Source organism: Bradyrhizobium forestalis, from assembly GCF_002795245.1.
Lineage (GTDB): Bacteria > Pseudomonadota > Alphaproteobacteria > Rhizobiales > Xanthobacteraceae > Bradyrhizobium > Bradyrhizobium forestalis.
In genome coordinates this window covers 17527-37111 of record NZ_PGVG01000040.1, presented here as the reverse complement: position 1 = coordinate 37111, position 19585 = coordinate 17527, and the positions used below count along the sequence as shown (strand labels likewise).

The following is a 19585-nucleotide window of genomic DNA, read 5'->3' as shown; positions in this document are numbered from 1 at the left end:
CTTTGATTTCAGAAGTTCTGTGCTCCGGTGCGTGTGATGTGCGGCACAGAGCGATGCGGCGAGGAAGGCTATCGTCAAATCATCGAACGGCAATCACGCGGTTCGACTTTGATCCAAAGGGAAATTGCCATGTTTCGCTCCATCCTCCTCGCGTCGGCTATGGTTCTTTCACTGGCGTCTTCGGGCGCATATGCCGGCAACAGCTCCTCCATCGTGCAGAACGGCAACGGCAACGGGGCCGAAACCTTCCAGCGCGGTCGGAACAACGACAGCCAGATCGTTCAGTTCGGTAACGGCAACGGCGCCGGCATCCACCAGGTCGGCCGCAACAACAATGCCGGGATCGGCCAGAACGGTGATGGCAACTATGCCGGTGTGTGGCAGCGTCGGCGCTAATTGCCGAGCGCTCTCTCAATGCGTGGAAAGGGGTCGTGCCGGGACCGCCCCCTCACGCTTCTTTCCCGGTGGCAAACCACGAAAGGACACGTCCATGAGAAAGCTTTTGTTCATTGCCAGCGCGGCGCTTACCCTGGTCTCCGCGCCGGCTTTTGCTGGTGGCATTACCGCCTGCGTGCATGCGAGGACCCAGATCGGCAACGGGTCGAGTGACAGCGTCAGCCAGAGCTGTCAGTACAATGTGAACGGCCAGGTGCAGGCCGGCAACGGAATGTCGGCGAGCGCACGGCAGTCCGGAACGAGCAACACGTCGAGCCAGGTGCAGCTCGGGAACGGCAACTTTGCCGGAGCCAGCCAGCGTGGCCGGGACAATAGCGCCGGCGCCATGCAGGTCGGAAGCGGCAACCGCGTCAGGGTCCAGCAATGGTAAGGCCGCCGGCCTGCCGGCCAGCGGTACGGTGATTGGGCGGGGGGACTGCCTCGCCCAATGCTCGCTATCGAGGAGACAGATAGATGAAGCTGATGCAACGACAATCGGTTGTGCTTGGCGTCGTGTTGATGGGCGCTCTTGCGAGCGGATCCTTGCGGGCTGAGACGACGTCCGTGGACAATGGCAGCAATTCTGCCACGATCACGCAGAGTGGCGATCCGTCCAAGACCGACAGGAAAGTCAGGATCGGTCCTGGTTACAGCAGCATTGAGCAGCGTAACGGCAGCAACTCGGCGATCATCATTCAGAGAACGACACCGGGGGCCGACACCGATCCCGGCCAAAGCCCGGATACGCAGGCGGCGCCCGGCGATGACGATCCCCCGCCCAGCGATGCAGACGTCTACCGGCAGGTCCGCAAAGGGGCCACGCCGCAATCGCAGCAGACGCTCGACAATTTGATGAAAGCCCTGGGCTTGCAGAAGAAGATGTAGCCGGAACGACGGATGGACCTCCGCGGCGGCCACGGCGCGGAGGGGGCGCCCGCCCAAAAAGATTTCAGTTTTCTGTTACTTGGCTGCCACAGTCAGCTCGCCCGTCTTGAGTAATATGCAACTTGGCGGATGTCAGGCGCAATCCTCGTCAGGGGTGGGCAATGAATAGCAAGTCGGCCATGCGGGCATGGCTCAGATGTGCGGCCGGGGCAGCCGTCGCCTTGTTCGCCGAATCGGCCACTGCGCAAACGGGCTTCATCGATACGACCGGCTTCGGCTTTACCCCGTTAAACGGACCGATCGTGCTGAATCAGGCGCTCGGGGATGGGCAGAACATAGCCGGGATCGTCCAGCTAGCGCCGAATCCGACGGCCGCCGTCACGCAGAACGGCTTCTATAGCCGCACTGCCATTATTCAAGTCGATGGCGCTAACACGGCGAATATCACCCAGGTCGGTGATTTCAGCCACGCATACGTCATTCAGGTTGGGCCCGCGAATGCCTCTGCCATCGCACAGACGGGCAACAATGCATCCGCGATCGTCATTCAGCTCGCGGCATCTCCCCTCGCAACGGCGGGAACCGGTTATCTTGAGCGCATCGCGGCGAACCTGCTGTTCGCGCCGGAGACCGCTGCGGCACTGCCGAGCATGGCCCAGGTCAGCGTTCAAGGCTTCACGCGCGACTTGCTGTCGCAGCTCGATACTGGCCGTGGGGAGACCTGCGTTGATCAGCCTCTGACCGTCAAGGCACCGCCGAGGCCCTGTCGAGCCTCGGTTTTCGTCCAAGGCAACTATCGGCATGGCGACCATGCCGACGCGTTCGGGTCGACCAAATACAGCTATGATTCGGGCGGCATCCTCGCCGGCGGCAAGTTCTACCTGACGCCGAATCTTACGTTAGGACCGACGTTCGGCTACACGCGTATCGCCTCGAATTTCAAGCAAGGGCTCGGTTCGACGGATCTCGACTCCTTCCATCTTGGCGGGTTCCTGGCCTACGACACCGGTTCGCTGTTCGTTCATACCGTCGCGGCGTACGGCTGGAATCAGTTCGACATCGCTCGCACCGGATTCTTCGGACCCATCACGCCGACAACGGACGCGAGCACGTCAGTTGCCGCAATCAAGGCAGGCTACTTGTTTGATCTCGGCGCCGCGCGGATCGGTCCGATCGGCGGCTTCACCTACACGAACACGCATGTCAGGGGCTATTCCGAAAGCGGTGATCCATTTCTGACCCAGACGGTCGCAGATCAGTTTCTTCAGTCGGCGGTAATCAGCGGCGGCGCGCGCTTGGAATCGCGATTTGCCGCGCTCGGTCCAAGAACGGCTGCGTTCCTTGACGTGACCGCGGAGAAGGATCTGCGCAACTCCATGCCCATAGTGCAGACGGCGTTCACGCTGGCGCCCAATGTGCCGATCTTCACACCGGTGCGTCCTATCAGGGACGCTTATGTCCGAATTTCTGGCGGTCTCGGATATGACCTCACACCCAATGCGCGTGTCAACGTTGCGGCCGAGGGGATTGTCGCCAGCAATGGGTCCGACAGTTTCGGGGTGAATGCCGGATTTCGATACAGCTTCTGATCCCGACCAAAACGCCACAGCTCAAAAATCTCTGAATTGAGTCGCGGCCAATTCCTGTCGTGATCACGATTGACACATTGAGGGGCGGCGCGCCGATCTGCTGCCAGGCGGGGATCCATCGTTTGCGCAGCTAAGCCGGGCGTGTTCACTGCCTTCTGTGCTCGTTCCGGCGGATTCTCCGACCTGGGCTTTTGAGTGCTGACAACATGTCAACCGACCAGGAATGGGCCGAGACCAAGGACGCCTAACGCAAGACAATCAGGAAATTGCGCTTTGGTATCCTGCACCGCCAGACTAAGCTGTTAACTGGATCGTTTCGACCACGGGCAAATCCATTTCGATTTTTTTTGTCGCGCAACAGCGCAGGCGCTGATGGGTACGACAAGTAAAACGGTCAACCTTGCTCTGCAAGGCGGCGGAGCACATGGCGCGTTCACCTGGGGGGTGCTGGATCGCCTCCTCGATGATGAGCGGATGTCCTTCGAGGGAATCTGCGCGACGAGTGCTGGCGCCATGAATGCCGCGGTCATGGCGTATGGGCTGACGATCGGTGGACGCGAGGCAGCAAAACATTCGCTCGCCGAGTTTTGGCGGCGCATCAGCGAAGCTGCCGCCTGGGGACCGCTGCAGCCCTCCCCGTTCGATCGGCTGGTGCGAACTCGTGCGCTCGAGAAATCTCCGGTGTTCATGTTTTTCGAGATGATGACACGACTTCTGTCGCCGTATCAGTTCAACCCGCTGAACTACAACCCGTTGCGCGATGTGCTTGAGGAGACCGTCGACTTCGAGCGGCTGCGCCGAAACAATGTCATCAAGCTGTTCCTTTGCGCGACAAACGTCCGCACGGGAAAAGTGAAGATCTTCCATAACGATGAACTGACCGTCTCGGCCGTTCTTGCTTCCGGCTGCCTTCCGCTGCTCTTTCAGGCCATTGAAATCGATGGCGAAGCCTATTGGGACGGCGGCTACATGGGCAATCCGGCGATCTTCCCGCTCATCTATGGCTGCCAATCCACAGACGTTATAGTCATTCACATCAACCCGATTGTGCGCCAGGCGCTTCCTCGTACGGCCAGCGACATACTGAATCGAATAAACGAGATCAGCTTCAATTCGTCGCTGATGCGCGAGATGCGAGCGATCGCCTTCGCCAACAAGCTCGTCAGCGGAGGTGCGGCGCACGACCAGATAAAGACAATGCTGATCCATGCGATCGAGGCAGACTCACTCATGAAGGATCTCGGCGTCGCCTCCAAGTACAATGCAGACTGGGAGTTTCTCACCCATCTGCGCGATATAGGGCGCACCTGTGCTGAGGAGTGGCTGGCCGCGAATTTCTGCCATCTCGGCATGCGTTCGACCATCGACATTCACGCGCGATATCTGTGAGCGCAGCACGGTTGCGGCGTAGATCTGCAGCGAGCTTCTGTGTTGTGCAAGGCGTGAATGGCGCGCGCTTACGGATGCTTCCTTCGCGCTGAGATGGCCGATGTGAGCGCGCGATGCGCTTGAGAAATATTCCTGAAGTGCGCGCTCTCGGTTCATCAACCGAGCCGGTTCCGAGGCTATTGAATACTGCTGGTTGGATGCGGCGAGTTGGGGACTTTGATTTCAGAAGTTCTGTGCTCCGGTGCGTGTGATGTGCGGCACAGAGCGATGCGGCGAGGAAGGCTATCGTCAAATCATCGAACGGCAATCACGCGGTTCGACTTTGATCCAAAGGGAAATTGCCATGTTTCGCTCCATCCTCCTCGCGTCGGCTATGGTTCTTTCACTGGCGTCTTCGGGCGCATATGCCGGCAACAGCTCCTCCATCGTGCAGAACGGCAACGGCAACGGGGCCGAAACCTTCCAGCGCGGTCGGAACAACGACAGCCAGATCGTTCAGTTCGGTAACGGCAACGGCGCCGGCATCCACCAGGTCGGCCGCAACAACAATGCCGGGATCGGCCAGAACGGTGATGGCAACTATGCCGGTGTGTGGCAGCGTCGGCGCTAATTGCCGAGTGCTCTCACAATGCGTGGAAAGGAGTCGTGCCGGGACCGTCCCCTCACGCTCCTTTCCTGGTGGCAAACCACGAAAGGACACGTCCATGAGAAAGCTTTTGTTGATTGCCAGCGCGGCGCTGACCCTGGTCTCCGCGCCGGCTTTGGCTGGTGGCATTACCGCCTGCGTGCATGCGAGGACCCAGATCGGCAACGGGTCGAGTGACAGCGTCAGCCAGAGCTGTCAGTACAATGTGAACGGCCAGGTGAAGTCAGGCTACGGAATGTCGGCGAGCGCACGGCAGTCCGGAACGAGCAACACGTCGAGCCAGGTGCAGCTCGGGAACGGCAACTTTGCCGGAGCCAGCCAGCGTGGCCGGGACAATAGCGCCGGCGCCATGCAGGTCGGAAGCGGCAACCGCGTCAGGGTCCAGCAATGGTAAGGCCGCCGGCCTGCCGGCCAGCGGTACGGTGATTGGGCGGGGGGACTGCCTCGCCCAATGCTCGCTATCGAGGAGACAGATAGATGAAGCTGATGCAACGACAATCGGTTGTGCTTGGCGTCGTGTTGATGGGCGCTCTTGCGAGCGGATCCTTGCGGGCTGAGACGACGTCCGTGGACAATGGCAGCAATTCTGCCACGATCACGCAGAGTGGCGATCCGTCCAAGACCGACAGGCAAGTCAGGATCGGTCCTGGTTACAGCAGCATTGAGCAGCGTAACGGCAGCAACTCGGCGATCATCATTCAGAGAACGACACCGGGGGCCGACACCGATCCCGGCCAAAGCCCGGATACGCAGGCGGCGCCCGGCGATGACGATCCCCCACCCAGCGATGCAGACGTCTACCGGCAGGTCCGCAAAGGGGCCACGCCGCAATCGCAGCAGACGCTCGACAATTTGATGAAAGCCCTGGGCTTGCAGAAGAAGATGTAGCCGGAACGACGGATGGACCTCCGCGGCGGCCACGGCGCGGAGAGGGCCGCCTGTGAGCCGCGGGACGGTCCTGGCGCCGAGCCAGCGAGCCGTAGCCAAGGGCGGCTTGGGATCACCTTGCGTGATTTACCTCGCGCCGCTGCCTGTCTGTGGCTTTCGCCAGCACATCGGCCGCGCCCCTGCAATGCTAGCGCCCACAACGACGCCGGCCTTCAGTTTGGCTTGCCAAGCATGGATGAGAACGGCAAGACGAATATCTCGTCGCCGGTCTCATCGGTGACGTGCAGGGCCCAATCGCGCCAATCTTCGAGGCTGGTTGCTCCGATAAGCAATCGCACCCTGCTGGTGGCCTCCTCACACGCCTGGATCAGGTCGGATACGGATGTACCGCGACGATCCATCAATACTTCTCGACGGTTGGAGCAATGGAAATAGACCTGAGCCATGTACGCCTCCTCGCAACATTCGGGTGATCAGCGCGACCTTGCACATCGACCTATACTGGGTCGCGGAGATATCATCCGTGATCACCCTCACATGGCGTCGTGCGGCAGGCTGGCTGGGGACGGCCTCGCCTCTCATCATCCCCGTCAATGTTACTGGCGCGCCGTTTCTCGTCACAGGTTTGCCCGGCTGAACGGTCGTTGGTCTGCAGTGATGGATGTCTTGTTTGTTGTTGCTCCGGCATGACTTAGGCAACAGAGCTCATCGTTGGCAGCTATCCGGGTCCGAAAGACCGGGCCGCGCTGGAAAGAATGCGCAAGTAGCGTAACCGGCCGTTGCGTCGCGCGGATGCGGCGCCATCTCAGGGTGTATGCCTGAAAGGGCCAATTTCATTCTGTCGCCATTATCACGCGAGCCAGCTCCGACGGGTTCTCGACCGCCGAAAAGTGGCCGGTATTCTCGAGCGTCAGCATCTGCGCAGCAGGAATCAGTGATCGTGTGCGTTCGCGCTCATTTGGCCGAGACCAGTCGCTATCGCCATAGATGAGCGTGACCGGCGCCGAGATCTGCCGATAATAGTCGCGTGCCTTGCTCCAGGATCGCCAGCCGGCCAGCACCTTGCGTGCGGCCCGCTTGTATCCGGGACGGCGGGCGACTTCATCGAACTCGGCGAGCAGGTCGGCCGGCAGATTGCGCGGGTCGTGATATCCGCCGCCCATGATCTTGCCGAGGATCATCTTGTTCTCGAGCGATGCGTTGATCGCGCCGAGCACCGGGACTTGCAAGCTTCCGATGATGAAATTGGCAAGCCAGTTGCCACGTCGAATGCCGTCGCCGTAGCGGGTCTCGTAGTCGTAGGGGTTGATCGCATAAACGCGCTTCACCCGCTGCGGAAGTGAGGCTGCCACCGTGAGGGCCAATGCCCCGCCAATCGACTCGCCGACAAGGGTCACGTCCGAGAGGTCCAGCTCCTCGAGGAAGCGTATGACGGCCCGCCTGAAATAGGGCTCGTCGAAGCTCGCGCTCGGATCGACCGGTGAGTGCCCGTGGCCCGGCAGGTCAATGGCGTAAACCGTGTGCGATCCGGCGAGAAGGGGAACGAGGCTGCGGAAATATTCGAGCTGCGTCCGGATCGTATGGATGAGGAGCAGCGGCGGCCCGCTGCCGGTCTTTTGAACGCGCACGCTGAGCTTGTCCGACAGCTTGAGCAAACTCGGTTTGGTTTCGCTCAGGACGAGCATTCGATCTCTCCGGGCTTCGAGGGCGTCGTTCAAGCGGCGGCGGTAGCGCGGACCTGTGCGGCTGCCGCATCCAGAAGGGCCCGAGCGAGATCGGGGTCGTTGACCACGCGCGATAGCGTCACGGCCCCGACCATCGTTGCGAGAATGGCCATAGCTTTGTCTCTGGATGCTTCGTCGCTGTTCTCGGCAATGAAGCGGCCGAGCACATCGAGATGGGCCTTGATGCCTGCTTCGAACGCCGCCTTCACGTCGGGACCCTGCCGGGCGGCATCCGAGCCGAGCGCGACGATCGGGCAGCCGTCCATTCTTTCTTCGCGATGGTCAGCGCTGAGGTAGAACCCGATCACTTCGCCGAGCGGGTCATCGGGATTGCGCGCGGTCGCCTCCGACCAGCGGCCGGAAGCGCTCTCCAACGCGCGCTTGGACGCCTCGACCGCCAAGTCCTCTTTGGACCCGAACTGCTTGTAGAAGGCGCCTTGGGTAAGCCCGGCACCCTCCATCAGGTCCTTGAGCCCAATGCCGTCAAAGCCGCGCTCCCTGAAGAGGCGACTTGCCACGTTGATTACGGTTTGGCGGTTCTCCGCGGCTTGAACGCGACTGACACGCATCATGGACCTCCATTTGGATTTCGATTGACATCTATATCTCAGATAGAGGTCGAACGCAATCTATCAAGCCTGGCGCCGTTCATCCGAGAGGCGAGCCTTGGCAATCACGTTGCCGTCATCACCATGTTTTAGATTGCGGTCGAACTCTAACTTGCTTATAGAGTTTGAGTGTAATCTAATTTAGCAGGAGACGGGCATGAAGAGGGGTATTGCCGTATTGGCCGGTATTTTGATCCCGGCGGGGGTGGCCACGTTCGTCAGTCTCGGCATTTTCGCCCCAAAAGCCTCTGCCGTGAGCGACCCCCGGCAGGAACCGCCGATGGTGAGCCTGGTGACGGCCGCGCGGGTGAGTGGATCCGAGCGTGGGTTCACGGGCACCATCGGCGCGAGGGTGGAAAGCAATCTCGGTTTTCGCGTCGCCGGCAAGATCGTCGAGCGGCTGGTGAATGTCGGCGAGCAGGTCAAAGCCGGGCAGCCGCTCATGCGGATCGACGAAACCGATCTGCGTCTTGCGCTGACAGCGAAGCGCAACGCCGTCGCCGCAGCGCGTGCAGTTGTCGTGCAGACGGATGCGGATGAGCGTCGATACGCCAACCTGGTCAGCGACGGATGGACTTCTAAACAGCGCTACGAGCAGGCGAAGGCCGCATCGGACACCGCCAAAGCGCAGCTCGCCGCGGCCGAAGCCGAGGCAGGGGTCGCCGAGAACCAGGCGACCTATTCCGTCCTGGTGGCGGACGCGGACGGAACGGTCACCCAAACGCTTGGTGAACCGGGGCAAGTGGTCTCGGCCGGCCAGACGGTCGTTCGGCTCGCACAGTCCGGTCCTCGCGAAGCTGTGGTGGCGCTTCCCGAAACCGTCCGACCGGCGATCGGCTCGCTCGCCGAGGCCAGCCTGTATGGAAGCGATGGACACCGCTATGCGGCGCATCTGCGCCAGTTGTCCGATTCTGCCGATGCGCAGACCCGGACCTACGAGGCCCGCTATGTCCTGGACGGCGGGGCGGCAGCAGCACCGCTCGGTGCGACTGTCACCATTCGGCTTGCAAGCCAGGACAGTCAGCCGGAAGTCCAGGTGCCGCTGGGGGCCGTGCTCGATGACGGCCGAGTGACAGGCGTTTGGGTCTTCGACAGCGCCACCTCGACCGTACGCTTTCAGCCCATCAAGCTTCTGCGTGTGACCAGCGAAACGGCCGTTATTTCTGGATCGGGCTCCAGTGGCCAGATTGTTTCCCTCGGCGCTCACCTCCTGCACGAGGGCGCTCGGGTCAGGACGGTCTCTGACGGCGGGAGCAAATGATGAGCTTCAATCTTTCCGCGGTCGCCGTTCGCGAACGCGCCGTGACGTTGTTCTTCATCATCCTGCTCGCGGCCGCAGGCGCCTACGCCTTCTTCATGCTTGGGCGGGCCGAGGATCCGTCCTTCACCATCAAGACCCTGACGGTCACCACGGTATGGCCGGGCGCGACGGCGCGCGAGATGCAGGATCAGGTTGCCGAACCGCTGGAGAAGCGGATTCAGGAGCTGACCTGGTACGACCGGGTGGAGACGACCACGCGGCCAGGCTATGCCTACATGACCGTCACGCTGAAGGACAGCACGCCGCCATCGAGCGTGCAGGAAGAGTTCTACCAGGCCCGCAAGAAGCTCGGGGATGAAGCGCGCAAGCTGCCGGCTGGCGTGCTCGGCCCCTTCGTCAATGACGAATATTCGGACGTGAGCTTCGCACTCTACGCCCTCAAGGCGAAGGGCATGCCGATGCGTGAGCTCGCCAGAAAGGCCGAGGTGATCCGCCAGGACCTGCTGCATGTGCCCGGCGTCAAGAAGATCAATATCCTCGGCGAACGTCCCGAGCAGATTTTCGTGGAGTTTTCCTATCCCAAGCTGGCCACCCTCGGCGTGTCGGCACAGGATATCATCGCAGCCTTGCAGCGGCAGAATACGGTCACCCCTGCAGGCTCGATCGACACAAAGGGGCCGCAGGTCTTCATCCGGGTCGACGGAAGCTATGACAGCGTGCAGGCGATCGCCGACACGCCGATCGTTGCTGCGGGACGGACCTTGAAGCTGTCCGACATCGCCGGGATCCGCCGCGGCTACGAGGATCCTCCCACCTACATCATCCGGCACCAGGGCGAGCCCACGATCATGCTCGCGGCGGTGATGCAGGAGGGCTGGAACGGCCTGGCGCTCGGCAAGGCGCTTGAAGAGAGGTCCGCAGCCATTGCGCGGACGCTGCCGCTGGGGATGACCCTCGACAAGGTGACCGATCAGGCCGTGAACATCACCTCGGCGGTTGACGAATTCATGATCAAATTCGCGATGGCTCTCGCAGTGGTGCTGTTGGTGAGCCTGCTCAGCCTTGGCTGGCGCGTCGGGATCGTCGTGGCCGCCGCCGTCCCTCTCACGCTTGCCGTCGTGTTCCTCATCATGCTGGAAACGGGCCGGTTCTTCGACCGCATCACGCTCGGCGCTCTCATCCTCGCGCTTGGCCTTCTCGTGGACGACGCCATCATCGCCATCGAGGTGATGGTGGTGAAAATGGAAGAAGGCATGGATCGCATCAGTGCGGCGGCCTATGCATGGAGCCACACTGCGGCGCCGATGCTCTCGGGCACGCTCGTGACCATCGCGGGGTTTCTGCCGGTCGGTTTCGCGCGCTCGACGGCCGGCGAATACGCCGGCAACATCTTCTGGGTCGTGGGTTTCGCTCTCATCGTCTCCTGGATCGTCGCGGTGATCTTCACGCCTTATCTTGGCGTCAAGATGCTGCCTGCGATCAAGCCGATCGAGGGCGGTCACCACGCGATCTACGACACGCCGAACTATCGGCGTCTGCGCCGGCTCATCACTTTCGCCGTGCGCCACAAGTTCCTGACCTGCGGCGTCGTCGTCATCGCGTTCGCGCTGTCCGGCCTCGGCATGGGGGCCGTCAAGCAGCAGTTCTTCCCGACGTCCGACCGCCCCGAAGTTCTGGTGGAGGTTCGCCTGCCGCAAGGCACCAGCATCGAGACGACGACCGCCGTCGTCGAGAAGCTCGAGCGTTGGCTGCATGATCAGCCCGAGGCGAAGATCGTCACCAGCTATGTCGGTCAGGGCGCGCCCCGCTTCTTCTTCGCGATGGCGCCAGAGCTCCCCGATCCGGCCTTTGCCAAGATCGTCGCGCTGACACCGGACGCCGAGGCGCGCGAGGCTTTGAAGCACCGGCTCCGGGAGGCCGTATCACAGGGCCTTGCCCGGGAAGCGTATGTGCGCGTCACCCAGCTTGTATTCGGACCCTACACGCCGTTCCCGGTCGAGTTTCGGGTGATGGGCCCCGATCCTGCGAAATTGTACGGGATCTCCGAAAAAGCCGTCGAGGTCATGCGTGGCGTTGCTGACGTGAGGCAGGCAAATCGCGATTGGGGCAATCGCACACCGGTGCTCCGCTTCATTCCGGATCAGGATCGGCTGAACCTGATCGGTCTCTCTCCAGCGGAGGTGGGCCGTCAGCTCCAGTTCCTCCTCACCGGCATCGCCGTCACGCAGGTCCGCGAGGATATTCGCAATGTCCCGATCGTGGCACGCAGCGCCGGTGGCGAGCGACTGGATCCGACGCGGCTGGCCGACTTCTCGCTGATGAGCCGAGACGGCCGTCCGATTCCGCTCGACCAGATCGGTCATTCGGAAGTCCAGCTTGAAGAGCCGATCCTGAAGCGCCGCGATCGCACGCCCGCCATCACGATTCGCTCGGATATCAATGAGGCGACGCAGCCTCCTGAGGTCTCCAAGGACGTCATGAAAGCCCTCCAGCCGCTGATCGCATCCCTTCCGGCCGGTTATCGCATCGAGACGGGTGGCTCGATCGAGGAGGCCACGAAGGCCAATGACGCGCTGGCGACCGTCTTTCCCGCCATGATCGCCGCAACGCTGATCGTCATCATGCTTCAGGTGAGATCCTTCTCGATGATGGCGCTCGTCATGCTGACTGCACCGCTTGGTCTCGTCGGCGTCGTGCCTGCGTTGCTCACCTTTAACCAGCCGTTCGGATTCAACGCGATTCTGGGACTGATCGGACTGGCGGGGATCCTGATGCGCAACACGCTGATCCTGACCGAACAGATCAAGGAGAACCGTGCAGCAGGTCTCGACGACTATCACGCCGTCATCGAGGCGACGGTGCAGCGGACGCGTCCGGTGATCCTGACCGCCCTTGCCGCCGTCTTGGCGTTCATCCCGTTGACGCATTCCGTCTTCTGGGGATCGATGGCCTATACGCTGATCGGCGGCACCGCAGTCGGGACAGTCCTGATTCTGCTGTTCCTTCCCGCGCTTTACGCCGCGTGGTTCCGGATCAAGCCGACCGCAGATGATATCCACGATGCTGCGCGCGAGAAGCCGGAATTGCGGCCGGCACTGGCTGCCGAGTAGGGCTCTGTCGATCCGATGAATCGTCCGGTCCGACGGGGTTTAGATTCCGACGAGGCCCGGGCGCGTATCCTCGGCGCGGCGGAGGAGCATTTCCGCCGCGTCGGATACCACAGGACGTCGGTGGCCGATATCGCCGCTGACCTCGGCATGAGCCCGGCGAATATCTACCGCTTCTTTCCCTCCAGGGATGCAATCAACGAGTCCATCTGCGGACGTCTCATGAACGAGTTCGCAGACGTTGCCTTGGCGATCGCACGCACGGACGCGCCGGCCACGGACAAGCTCGGCCAACTGCTGACTGCCGTTCACGCCCAGAGCAAGGTGATGCTGGCCGAGGCAAGGCCCATGCACGATCTGATCGTCGTGGCCATGCAGGAGAACTGGCCGATTATTCGGGCGCATGTCGAGCGGATGGTGATGATCTTGGAGGCGGTCATACGCGAGGGTGCTGACGCGGGCGAGTTCGACGTCGATGACGCCGCGGAAGCCGCCCGAGCGGTCAGATCGGCGTTCGTGCCCTTCTTCCATCCGATTCTGCTCGAGCACTGTGTTGCACACGGCGAAGACACCCAAGCGGGCCTGCGCGGCCAGATCCGCTTCATCCTGAAAGCTCTGGGCAAGTGCGGCTAAATAGTCTGCGGCATTCAGGCCCGATGCATTCGCCCACCGGGGACTAGATCCGGCTCCTGTTCCTTCGCACTCAGGAAATGGTTCATGCGAGAACGTCGAGTTGGCCGGAGGCCAATGCTTCCCGAAGCCTGAACTTTTGGACCTTGCCGGACGCCGTCAGCGGAAATTCGGTGCAGACGAACCATAGCGTCGGTGTCTTGTGGTGCGCCATTGCCGCTCGGCAGTGCTCGGTCAGCTGGTCCGCGCTTAGCGACGCATTTGGCGACAGGCGGACGGCGGCGGCCACGACTTCTCCCCATCTTTCGTCGGGTGCCCCGAACACGGCGGCATCGGCGACGTCGGGATGCCGCAAGAGGCAGGCTTCGATCTCCACCGGATAGATGTTCTCTCCGCCGCGGATGATCATGTCCTTCAGCCGGCCGGTGACGCGCAGATATCCCCGCTCATCAAGCTTCCCCAAGTCGCCTGTGCGCAGCCATCCGTCCGCCGTGATGGCCTGGCGCGTGTCCTCAGGCGCCTCGAAATAGCCGATCATCGTCTGATAACCGCGGGCCTGAATCTCGCCTTCGTAGCCGATCGGCAGCACACGCAGATCGATCGGATCGACGATCCGCAGCTCGACATTCCAGAGCGGTTTTCCGACGGTGTGGACAAGCTCGGCCTCGGGATCGTCGATGCTCGTCTGTGCGACAATCGGGCTGAGTTCGGTCTGGCCATAGACCGTGACGACGGGAAGGCCAAGCGCTTGTTTCACCCGCCGATGGATCTCCGGAGAGACCGGTGCGCCGCCGGACAACGCGAGGCGCAACGACGAGAGGTCGCGCGGGACGGCCTTCATGGCATCGATCAAGGCGAGCAGCATGGTCGGGACACCGAACATGATCTCGGCTCTCGTCGCCTCGATGGCCTGCAGAACCGTCGGCGGATCGAAGAACAACGGTAGAACCAGCGTCGCGCGCGAAGTCACGCATCCGAGCACGCTCATGACCGATCCGGCCGTGTGAAAGAGAGGCATGGGGCTCAGCAGGATGCTGTCTTCCAGGCCGGCCCTGGCCGCAACATGGCTCGCGTTTGTCACCAGGCCGCGGTGATGGAGCAGGGCACCCTTGGGACGGCCCGTGGTTCCGGACGTGTACTGGATCTGTGCGGCATGTCCCGGGTCAATCTCGGGCAGCGCCGTCGCCGGCGTGCTCCGGATCGCCTGGAGCCACCCTTCGAAGGAATAGCACTCGAGACCGATCTTCTCCATGTCGCGGGCGATGGCGCCAGTGTCGACGCCGCGGAAGCTCGACAGATGGAAGAGGGCGGAGGCCCTGGACTGACGCAGCACGAACTCCAGTTCGCTTGGCTTGAACGCCGGATTAGCCGTCACAAGGATCACGCCGGCGAGCGCGGCGCCGTATTGCAGCACCATCCACTCGGGCACGTTGGGTGCCCAGACGCAGATGCGGTCGCCGGTCTTGAACTTCCCCAGCAGCCAGCTTGCGCAGCGGCTCGCGTCCTCCTGCAACTGGGCGTACGTCCAGCGCCGATTGGCTTGCGCGGCGCCCACCGGCGAAGGCACAGATGCCGGCACAACCTCGATCAGCGCGATGCGATCGGGAACCTCCGCGGCCGCCGTGGCAAGCGCCCTGCCGATGCTCACGTTCATGATGGCTCGCGTCGTATCCGCTGGCCAATAGGATTGCGAAGGCTTCGTCGTTCCCATGTCCATCCTCCCGCCCGTTTTTACTTCTGTCGTTTCTTCTTCTTGGTCTCGAGCAGGGTTCGCATCGCGTCGGCCCACATCGCTACAAGTCGCTCGCGTGGTCCCGCCGAGCTCCGAAGGTTCTCGGAGATCGCGAGTCCTCTGATGAAATGGAGCGTCAGCGCGATGACGTCGTCGTAGGCCTCGGAATCCGTCCACTCGCCGAAGAGCTGGACATAAACGCGCTCGAGATCGCGTCGGGCACCGCGCTCTGCCGTGGTCAATGCCTGTTTCAAGGCAGCATCGGTGCGAGCCACCGCCCAGAGCTCCAGCTCGGCGAGATAGGCTGGCTGGCGCGCAGCGAACGCGAGCGCTTCGACGGCAGCGACCAGAGTGTCAGCCGGCCCCGCGCCTGCGCGACCCTGCGAGACGGCCTTCTCGTTCCGGCTGACGAGCTCGGCGACGCTCGCGGCCAACAGAGAGGCGTGCGTGGGAAAGTGATGGAGAAGGGCGCCGCGGCTGACTTCCGCCCGATGCTGTACCGCAAGCGTTGTCGTGCCGGCGACGCCGAGGTCGATCAAGCAATCCACGGCGGTGTTCAGAATCCGCGATCGTGTGGTCTCGGCCGCTGTGTCGAGAGCTCCGGTCTTCGCTGGTCTTGGCATGCTTTCCCTCAACAGTCAGCGTTGACTGTAACACGACATCTGTTACAGTCAATGCTGACTGTTTTGACGTCCGCGAGGTTACGATGCCGAATTTCTCGACTCTCAGTATCGCGGTCCGCGAGGACGCACCGAAGATCGCCCGTCTCGTCCTCGACCGCCCGGGGCGGTTCAACGCCATTGACGATGCGATGCCCGAAGAGATCCGGGCGGCGGTCGAGTGGGCGGAGAAAAATGACGAGGTGCACGTCGTCGTGATCGAAGGCGCAGGTAAAGGGTTCTGCGGCGGGTATGATCTCGTCGCCTACGCCGAGAGCGAGATCGAGCACCCGTGCCAGCAGGAGAGCGAGCCCTGGGATCCCATGGTCGATTACGCGGTCATGAAGAAGAACACCGAGAACTTCATGAGCTTGTGGAAGTGCTCCAAGCCGACCATCGCCAAGATTCACGGCGCGGCGGTCGCGGGCGGCAGCGACATCGCGCTCTGTTGCGACTTGATCGTGATGGCGGAGGATGCCCGGATCGGTTACATGCCGACGCGCGTATGGGGCTGCCCGACCACCGCGATGTGGACGTTCAAGCTCGGACCTACGCGCGCCAAGGAGATGATGTTCACCGGGAATATGATCGACGGGCGCAAGGCGGCGGAGTGGGGGCTGGCGAACGTCTGCGTTCCCCTGGAGCAACTCGAGGCCGCGACGCGAAAGCTCGCAGACCGGATTGCCGGCGTTCCGAAGAGTCACCTCGCCATGCACAAGATGGTCGTCAACCAGGTCATGCTGACCATGGGTCTCGAGCAGACGCAGTCGCTTGCGACCCTGTTTGACGGCATCACGCGTCATAATCCTGAGGGCTTGTGGTTCAGGCGGTACGCGCAGAAGCACGGTTTCAAGGCGGCCATCGAATGGCGTGACAGCGGACGCCCGATCCCGGAGCGTGACGAGGCGCGCAGGTTGATCAACGAAATGAAGGGGCGCGACTGACGTCGTCAGGAGCGCGCGACGTCGGCGCCATTCATCGAGGAACGTCCGGGAGAAACGAATGAGGATTGAGAACAGTGCGTCAGATGACGTGCAGGCCTATCGCGCGGTCGAGCGGATCTATCATTCCTATCTTACGGGCCTCATTCTTCATCTCTCGTCGCGCGCCGGGGCGGCTCGCGCGGCCGAGATCGTGTTCAGAATGTTCCGTCGCCAGCAAGCGACCCATTTCGTCCCGGGCCTCAAGAAGCTCGGTTTGGACGGGTTGCCCCATGCGGTCGCCAGCGCGCAGTACAATTACCTCGCCAATCAGGTCGGTGGCGTAAAGGTCGAATATGTCTATGAAAGCGACAAGAAGGCATGGATCCGCTATCCGCCTCCCCGTTGGCTTTGGCATGGCACCGCAATTTGTGGAATTCCCTCGGAAGTGTCGCGCGGGATGCTCAGGGGATGGCACGGCAACAACGGTGTGGTTCTCGGCAACCCTCGCCTTGGCTTCGTCTGCACGGGGCAGACCGTCGACGGGCAGCCTGGACTGGAGGGATATTACCGGGAGTACGATCATGACCTTTCTCCGGAAGAGCGGCTGCAATTTTCGCCCGGAGAGCGGTGCCCCCCATACAGGCCGGACCTCGCGCCACGCCTTCCCGAGACGAATTGGCCAGAAAGTCGCTTGCGAAAGGCGCTCCGCAATTACGCGATGGACTATATCACGTCGATCCTGCCTGAAGTGATGTCGGTGCTCGGACCGGCCGAGGGAGGTCACTTGGGAGGTTTAGCTGCTCGATTGATCGGCATGCACACGTTCGATGATGTTGCGTCCATGCTCGGTGGCGTGGACCGAGGTGTCGCAGGTTTTGCGACCGCACTCACGAGGCTGTTACGCGGCCAAGGCGATGACGCAGAGATGCATCTTGAAGGTAGCGCGGCGATCGTAAGACAAACGACGTGGCGCCTCATGTCTGGCAGGGAGCAAATGTCTCCCGTCATATTCGATGCGTGGAATGAACTGTGGCTGGGCGCTGCACTGGCCCACGATCGTCTCATGCGCGTCACCCTGATCAGCCGCCGAGATGCCGGCGATCCGGTCTGGGCATGGGAGATTCGACAGGGCCATTGAACGAGGTTTGCGCTGATTCGGCGAAAGTTCGGCGAGATTGACCTGAATCAACCAGCTTGTGGAAACGCGAGCGATCCTATAATCGGTTTGGGAGCGACGACCGTTGAACAAATTCAATTGCGATCCTCTGTTTTTCATGCAGTTGCGATCGCAGACGCGCGCTTGAAGCAATGCGACGCGTCCGCGACATCGCAGCAAGTGAAAAGCCGCACCTCACGTGTGATCAGTTGGTCCATCCCCGGAAAGCAAGCTGGTTCTCCAGGCTGCTGTTCCCGCAAAGCGGGGAAGCCAAGCACGTCGCGCCTGCCACAAGGCCCGTGGATGCTCTCCGCGTTTCGCTCGCGCTCTTTCTGATATCGCTGGGCGCCATCGCCGCCGTGTGGTGGTGGTTGGGGACGCCGGTCCATCTGGTGCGCGCACCCATCGATCCAAACGACAAGGTCCAATGCATCTCATACGCTCCATTCCGCAGCCATCAGACCTCGCTTTCGTCCGCGACGCAGGTATCGCGTGAGCAGATCGCGGAAGATCTGGCCCAGCTTGCGGAGATATCCGACTGCATCCGCACCTATGCGACCGATCTTGGTCTCGATCAAATCCCCGAACTTGCATCCCAGGCGGGACTGAAGGTCATCCAGGGTATTTTCCTCGACAAGGACCAGCAGAAGAATCGAAATCAAATATCGACGGCGATACGCCTCGCCAGGGAATATCCCGGGACCGTGATCGCGCTGGTGGTCGGCAACGAGACCTTGTTGCGCAAGGACATAACCGTATCCGATCTCGCTGACACGATCCGCTCGGTCAAGGCTCAGGTCAGTGTCCCCGTGACCTATGCTGACGTCTGGGAATTCTGGCTGAGCAATCGTGAGCTCTATGATGCCGTCGATTTCGTCACGATTCACATCCTGCCATATTGGGAGAACGTGCCGATCCCGGCAGAATCGGCTGCCACGCACGCCGATACAATCCGCCGGCAGGTCGCGGCGGCCTTTCCGGGCAAGGAGATCCTGATCGGAGAGATAGGTTGGCCGAGCCAGGGGCGGATGCGGGAATCGGCGTTGCCGTCGCGTATCAATCAGGCCCGGGTGGTCTCGGAGGTACTCGACCTCGCCCGGCGCGAGAATTTCCGCGTCAACCTGTTCGAGGCCTACGATGAGTCCTGGAAGCGAGAGATCGAGGGCACGGTCGGCGGATCGTGGGGCCTGTTCGGAGGCGAGCAGCGCGTGCTCAAATACCCTGCCGGCATCCCCGTCAGCAACTTTCCGCTCTGGAAGCTGCAAATGAGCTGCGGAGTTGCGCTGGCGACCCTGGTCTTCGCTGCCGCGTGGCTGACCTCGCGTCGCAAGCCCGCGAGCTCTGGCCTGGCTCCATGGTTCGGGGTCGCAATATCGGCGACGACAGCCGGAATCCTGTTTGGCGTGGCCGCCCAGAAGGTGTTCTTTGAAAGTGTCGGAGCAGGTGGCTGGCTGCTGTGGAGCTCTCTGCTGGCGGCCGCGACGGTGTCGCCGGTGCTTGGTGCCAACGCCCTTATGTCGGGGCGTCCACCGCCGAGTTTTCAGGAGTTGCTCGGTCCGAAAGGCTACCGGACGGAATCGATGCTCGTGACCATGCACGGACTGGCCTTGATCGTAATCGTCGTGACCGGCACGGCGACCGCACTCGGGCTTGTGTTTGACCCGCGCTTTATCGATTTTCCTTTTGCCGCACTCACCATGGCAACCTTGCCTTTGGCGGCCATGACGCTGCTCAATCCGCCCCGGAAGGGAAGCCGTCCTGTGGCGGAGTCGCTGTTTGCCGGCGTGTTTGTCGGAGCGGTGATCTATGTGATCTTCAACGAAGGGACGGCGAACTGGCAGGCGATGTGGACTTGCGCCGCCTTTCTCCTGCTTGCCGCGACGCTGTGGCGGGCGCGTGCCTGAGAATGGCACGACGTGCAGGAGTAGCTTTCCCGCGCCGCTCCCGTCGATG

Annotated in this window: 19 protein-coding genes; 14 read left to right on the top strand and 5 right to left on the bottom strand. The window is 61.9% G+C overall.

Annotation, left to right across the window (positions count from 1 at the left end; all coding sequences use genetic code 11):
* The first annotated feature begins 129 nt into the window (after positions 1–129).
* From CVM73_RS31925 to CVM73_RS31895, 8 genes are all read left to right on the top strand, one after another.
* Complete coding sequence (locus CVM73_RS31925) at positions 130–396, top strand: hypothetical protein (RefSeq protein WP_100235748.1); 267 nt, start codon at positions 130–132, stop codon at positions 394–396.
* A 94-nt stretch (positions 397–490) separates the two neighbouring features.
* Positions 491–826 (top strand): hypothetical protein, encoded by a 336-nt coding sequence (locus CVM73_RS31920; RefSeq protein WP_158237632.1) that lies wholly within the window; start codon positions 491–493, stop codon positions 824–826.
* 83 nt (positions 827–909) lie between these two features.
* Positions 910–1320 (top strand): hypothetical protein, encoded by a 411-nt coding sequence (locus CVM73_RS31915; protein ID WP_100235746.1) that lies wholly within the window; start codon positions 910–912, stop codon positions 1318–1320.
* Positions 1321–1481: 161 nt separating this feature from the next.
* Positions 1482–2909, top strand: a complete 1428-nt coding sequence (locus CVM73_RS31910; protein WP_100235745.1) for an autotransporter domain-containing protein — start codon at positions 1482–1484, stop codon at positions 2907–2909.
* Positions 2910–3281: 372 nt separating this feature from the next.
* Complete coding sequence (locus tag CVM73_RS31905; RefSeq protein ID WP_100235744.1) at positions 3282–4298, top strand: patatin-like phospholipase family protein; 1017 nt, start codon at positions 3282–3284, stop codon at positions 4296–4298.
* Positions 4299–4641: 343 nt separating this feature from the next.
* Positions 4642–4908 carry a hypothetical protein gene (locus CVM73_RS39435; protein ID WP_100235748.1) on the top strand — a complete coding sequence of 89 codons (267 nt, stop codon included), beginning with the start codon at positions 4642–4644 and terminating at the stop codon, positions 4906–4908.
* Between the two features lie 94 nt (positions 4909–5002).
* A complete protein-coding gene (locus tag CVM73_RS31900; protein ID WP_158237631.1) occupies positions 5003–5338 on the top strand; it encodes a hypothetical protein in 336 nt (111 codons plus the stop codon).
* An 83-nt stretch (positions 5339–5421) separates the two neighbouring features.
* Positions 5422–5832: a hypothetical protein gene (locus CVM73_RS31895; RefSeq protein ID WP_100235742.1), complete on the top strand. Its 411-nt coding sequence runs from the start codon at positions 5422–5424 to the stop codon at positions 5830–5832.
* A gap of 212 nt (positions 5833–6044) precedes the next feature.
* On the opposite strand, the gene CVM73_RS31890 is transcribed toward CVM73_RS31895, so the two are convergent.
* From CVM73_RS31890 to CVM73_RS31880, 3 genes are all read right to left on the bottom strand, one after another.
* On the bottom strand, positions 6045–6278 hold the full coding sequence (locus CVM73_RS31890; RefSeq protein WP_100235741.1) for a DUF6894 family protein: 234 nt from the start codon (positions 6276–6278) through the stop codon (positions 6045–6047).
* Positions 6279–6665: 387 nt separating this feature from the next.
* A complete protein-coding gene (locus CVM73_RS31885; RefSeq protein WP_100235740.1) occupies positions 6666–7517 on the bottom strand; it encodes an alpha/beta fold hydrolase in 852 nt (283 codons plus the stop codon).
* Positions 7518–7546: 29 nt separating this feature from the next.
* The gene (locus CVM73_RS31880) at positions 7547–8125 is read right to left on the bottom strand and encodes a TetR/AcrR family transcriptional regulator (protein ID WP_100235770.1); all 579 of its coding nucleotides are present in this window, start codon (positions 8123–8125) and stop codon (positions 7547–7549) included.
* Positions 8126–8321: 196 nt separating this feature from the next.
* On the opposite strand from CVM73_RS31880, the gene CVM73_RS31875 reads away from it, so the two are divergent.
* The 3 genes from CVM73_RS31875 to CVM73_RS31865 are packed head-to-tail and all read left to right on the top strand — an operon-like array spanning position 8322 to position 13165.
* The gene (locus CVM73_RS31875) at positions 8322–9425 is read left to right on the top strand and encodes an efflux RND transporter periplasmic adaptor subunit (RefSeq protein ID WP_100235739.1); all 1104 of its coding nucleotides are present in this window, start codon (positions 8322–8324) and stop codon (positions 9423–9425) included.
* On the top strand, positions 9425–12535 hold the full coding sequence (locus CVM73_RS31870; RefSeq protein WP_100235738.1) for an efflux RND transporter permease subunit: 3111 nt from the start codon (positions 9425–9427) through the stop codon (positions 12533–12535). The genes CVM73_RS31875 and CVM73_RS31870 overlap by 1 nt, the downstream gene beginning before the upstream one ends.
* Before the next feature lie 15 nt (positions 12536–12550).
* Positions 12551–13165: a TetR/AcrR family transcriptional regulator gene (locus tag CVM73_RS31865; protein WP_100235737.1), complete on the top strand. Its 615-nt coding sequence runs from the start codon at positions 12551–12553 to the stop codon at positions 13163–13165.
* Positions 13166–13247: 82 nt separating this feature from the next.
* Here CVM73_RS31865 and CVM73_RS31860 read toward each other — a convergent pair whose 3' ends face one another.
* Complete coding sequence (locus CVM73_RS31860) at positions 13248–14951, bottom strand: AMP-binding protein (RefSeq protein ID WP_245452489.1); 1704 nt, start codon at positions 14949–14951, stop codon at positions 13248–13250.
* Positions 14894–15517 carry a TetR/AcrR family transcriptional regulator gene (locus CVM73_RS31855; protein ID WP_100235735.1) on the bottom strand — a complete coding sequence of 208 codons (624 nt, stop codon included), beginning with the start codon at positions 15515–15517 and terminating at the stop codon, positions 14894–14896. Before CVM73_RS31855 ends, CVM73_RS31860 begins: the two co-directional genes overlap by 58 nt.
* Positions 15518–15600: 83 nt before the next feature.
* On the opposite strand from CVM73_RS31855, the gene CVM73_RS31850 reads away from it, so the two are divergent.
* The 3 genes from CVM73_RS31850 to CVM73_RS31840 all read left to right on the top strand — a co-directional run bounded on the left by CVM73_RS31850 (position 15601) and on the right by CVM73_RS31840 (position 19536).
* Complete coding sequence (locus CVM73_RS31850) at positions 15601–16497, top strand: crotonase/enoyl-CoA hydratase family protein (RefSeq protein ID WP_100235734.1); 897 nt, start codon at positions 15601–15603, stop codon at positions 16495–16497.
* A 58-nt stretch (positions 16498–16555) separates the two neighbouring features.
* Entirely contained in the window at positions 16556–17614 is a 1059-nt protein-coding gene (locus tag CVM73_RS31845) for a hypothetical protein (protein ID WP_100235733.1), read from the top strand.
* Positions 17615–17784: 170 nt separating this feature from the next.
* Positions 17785–19536, top strand: a complete 1752-nt coding sequence (locus CVM73_RS31840) for a glycoside hydrolase family 17 protein (RefSeq protein WP_245452488.1) — start codon at positions 17785–17787, stop codon at positions 19534–19536.
* The last annotated feature ends 49 nt before the right edge of the window (positions 19537–19585 follow it).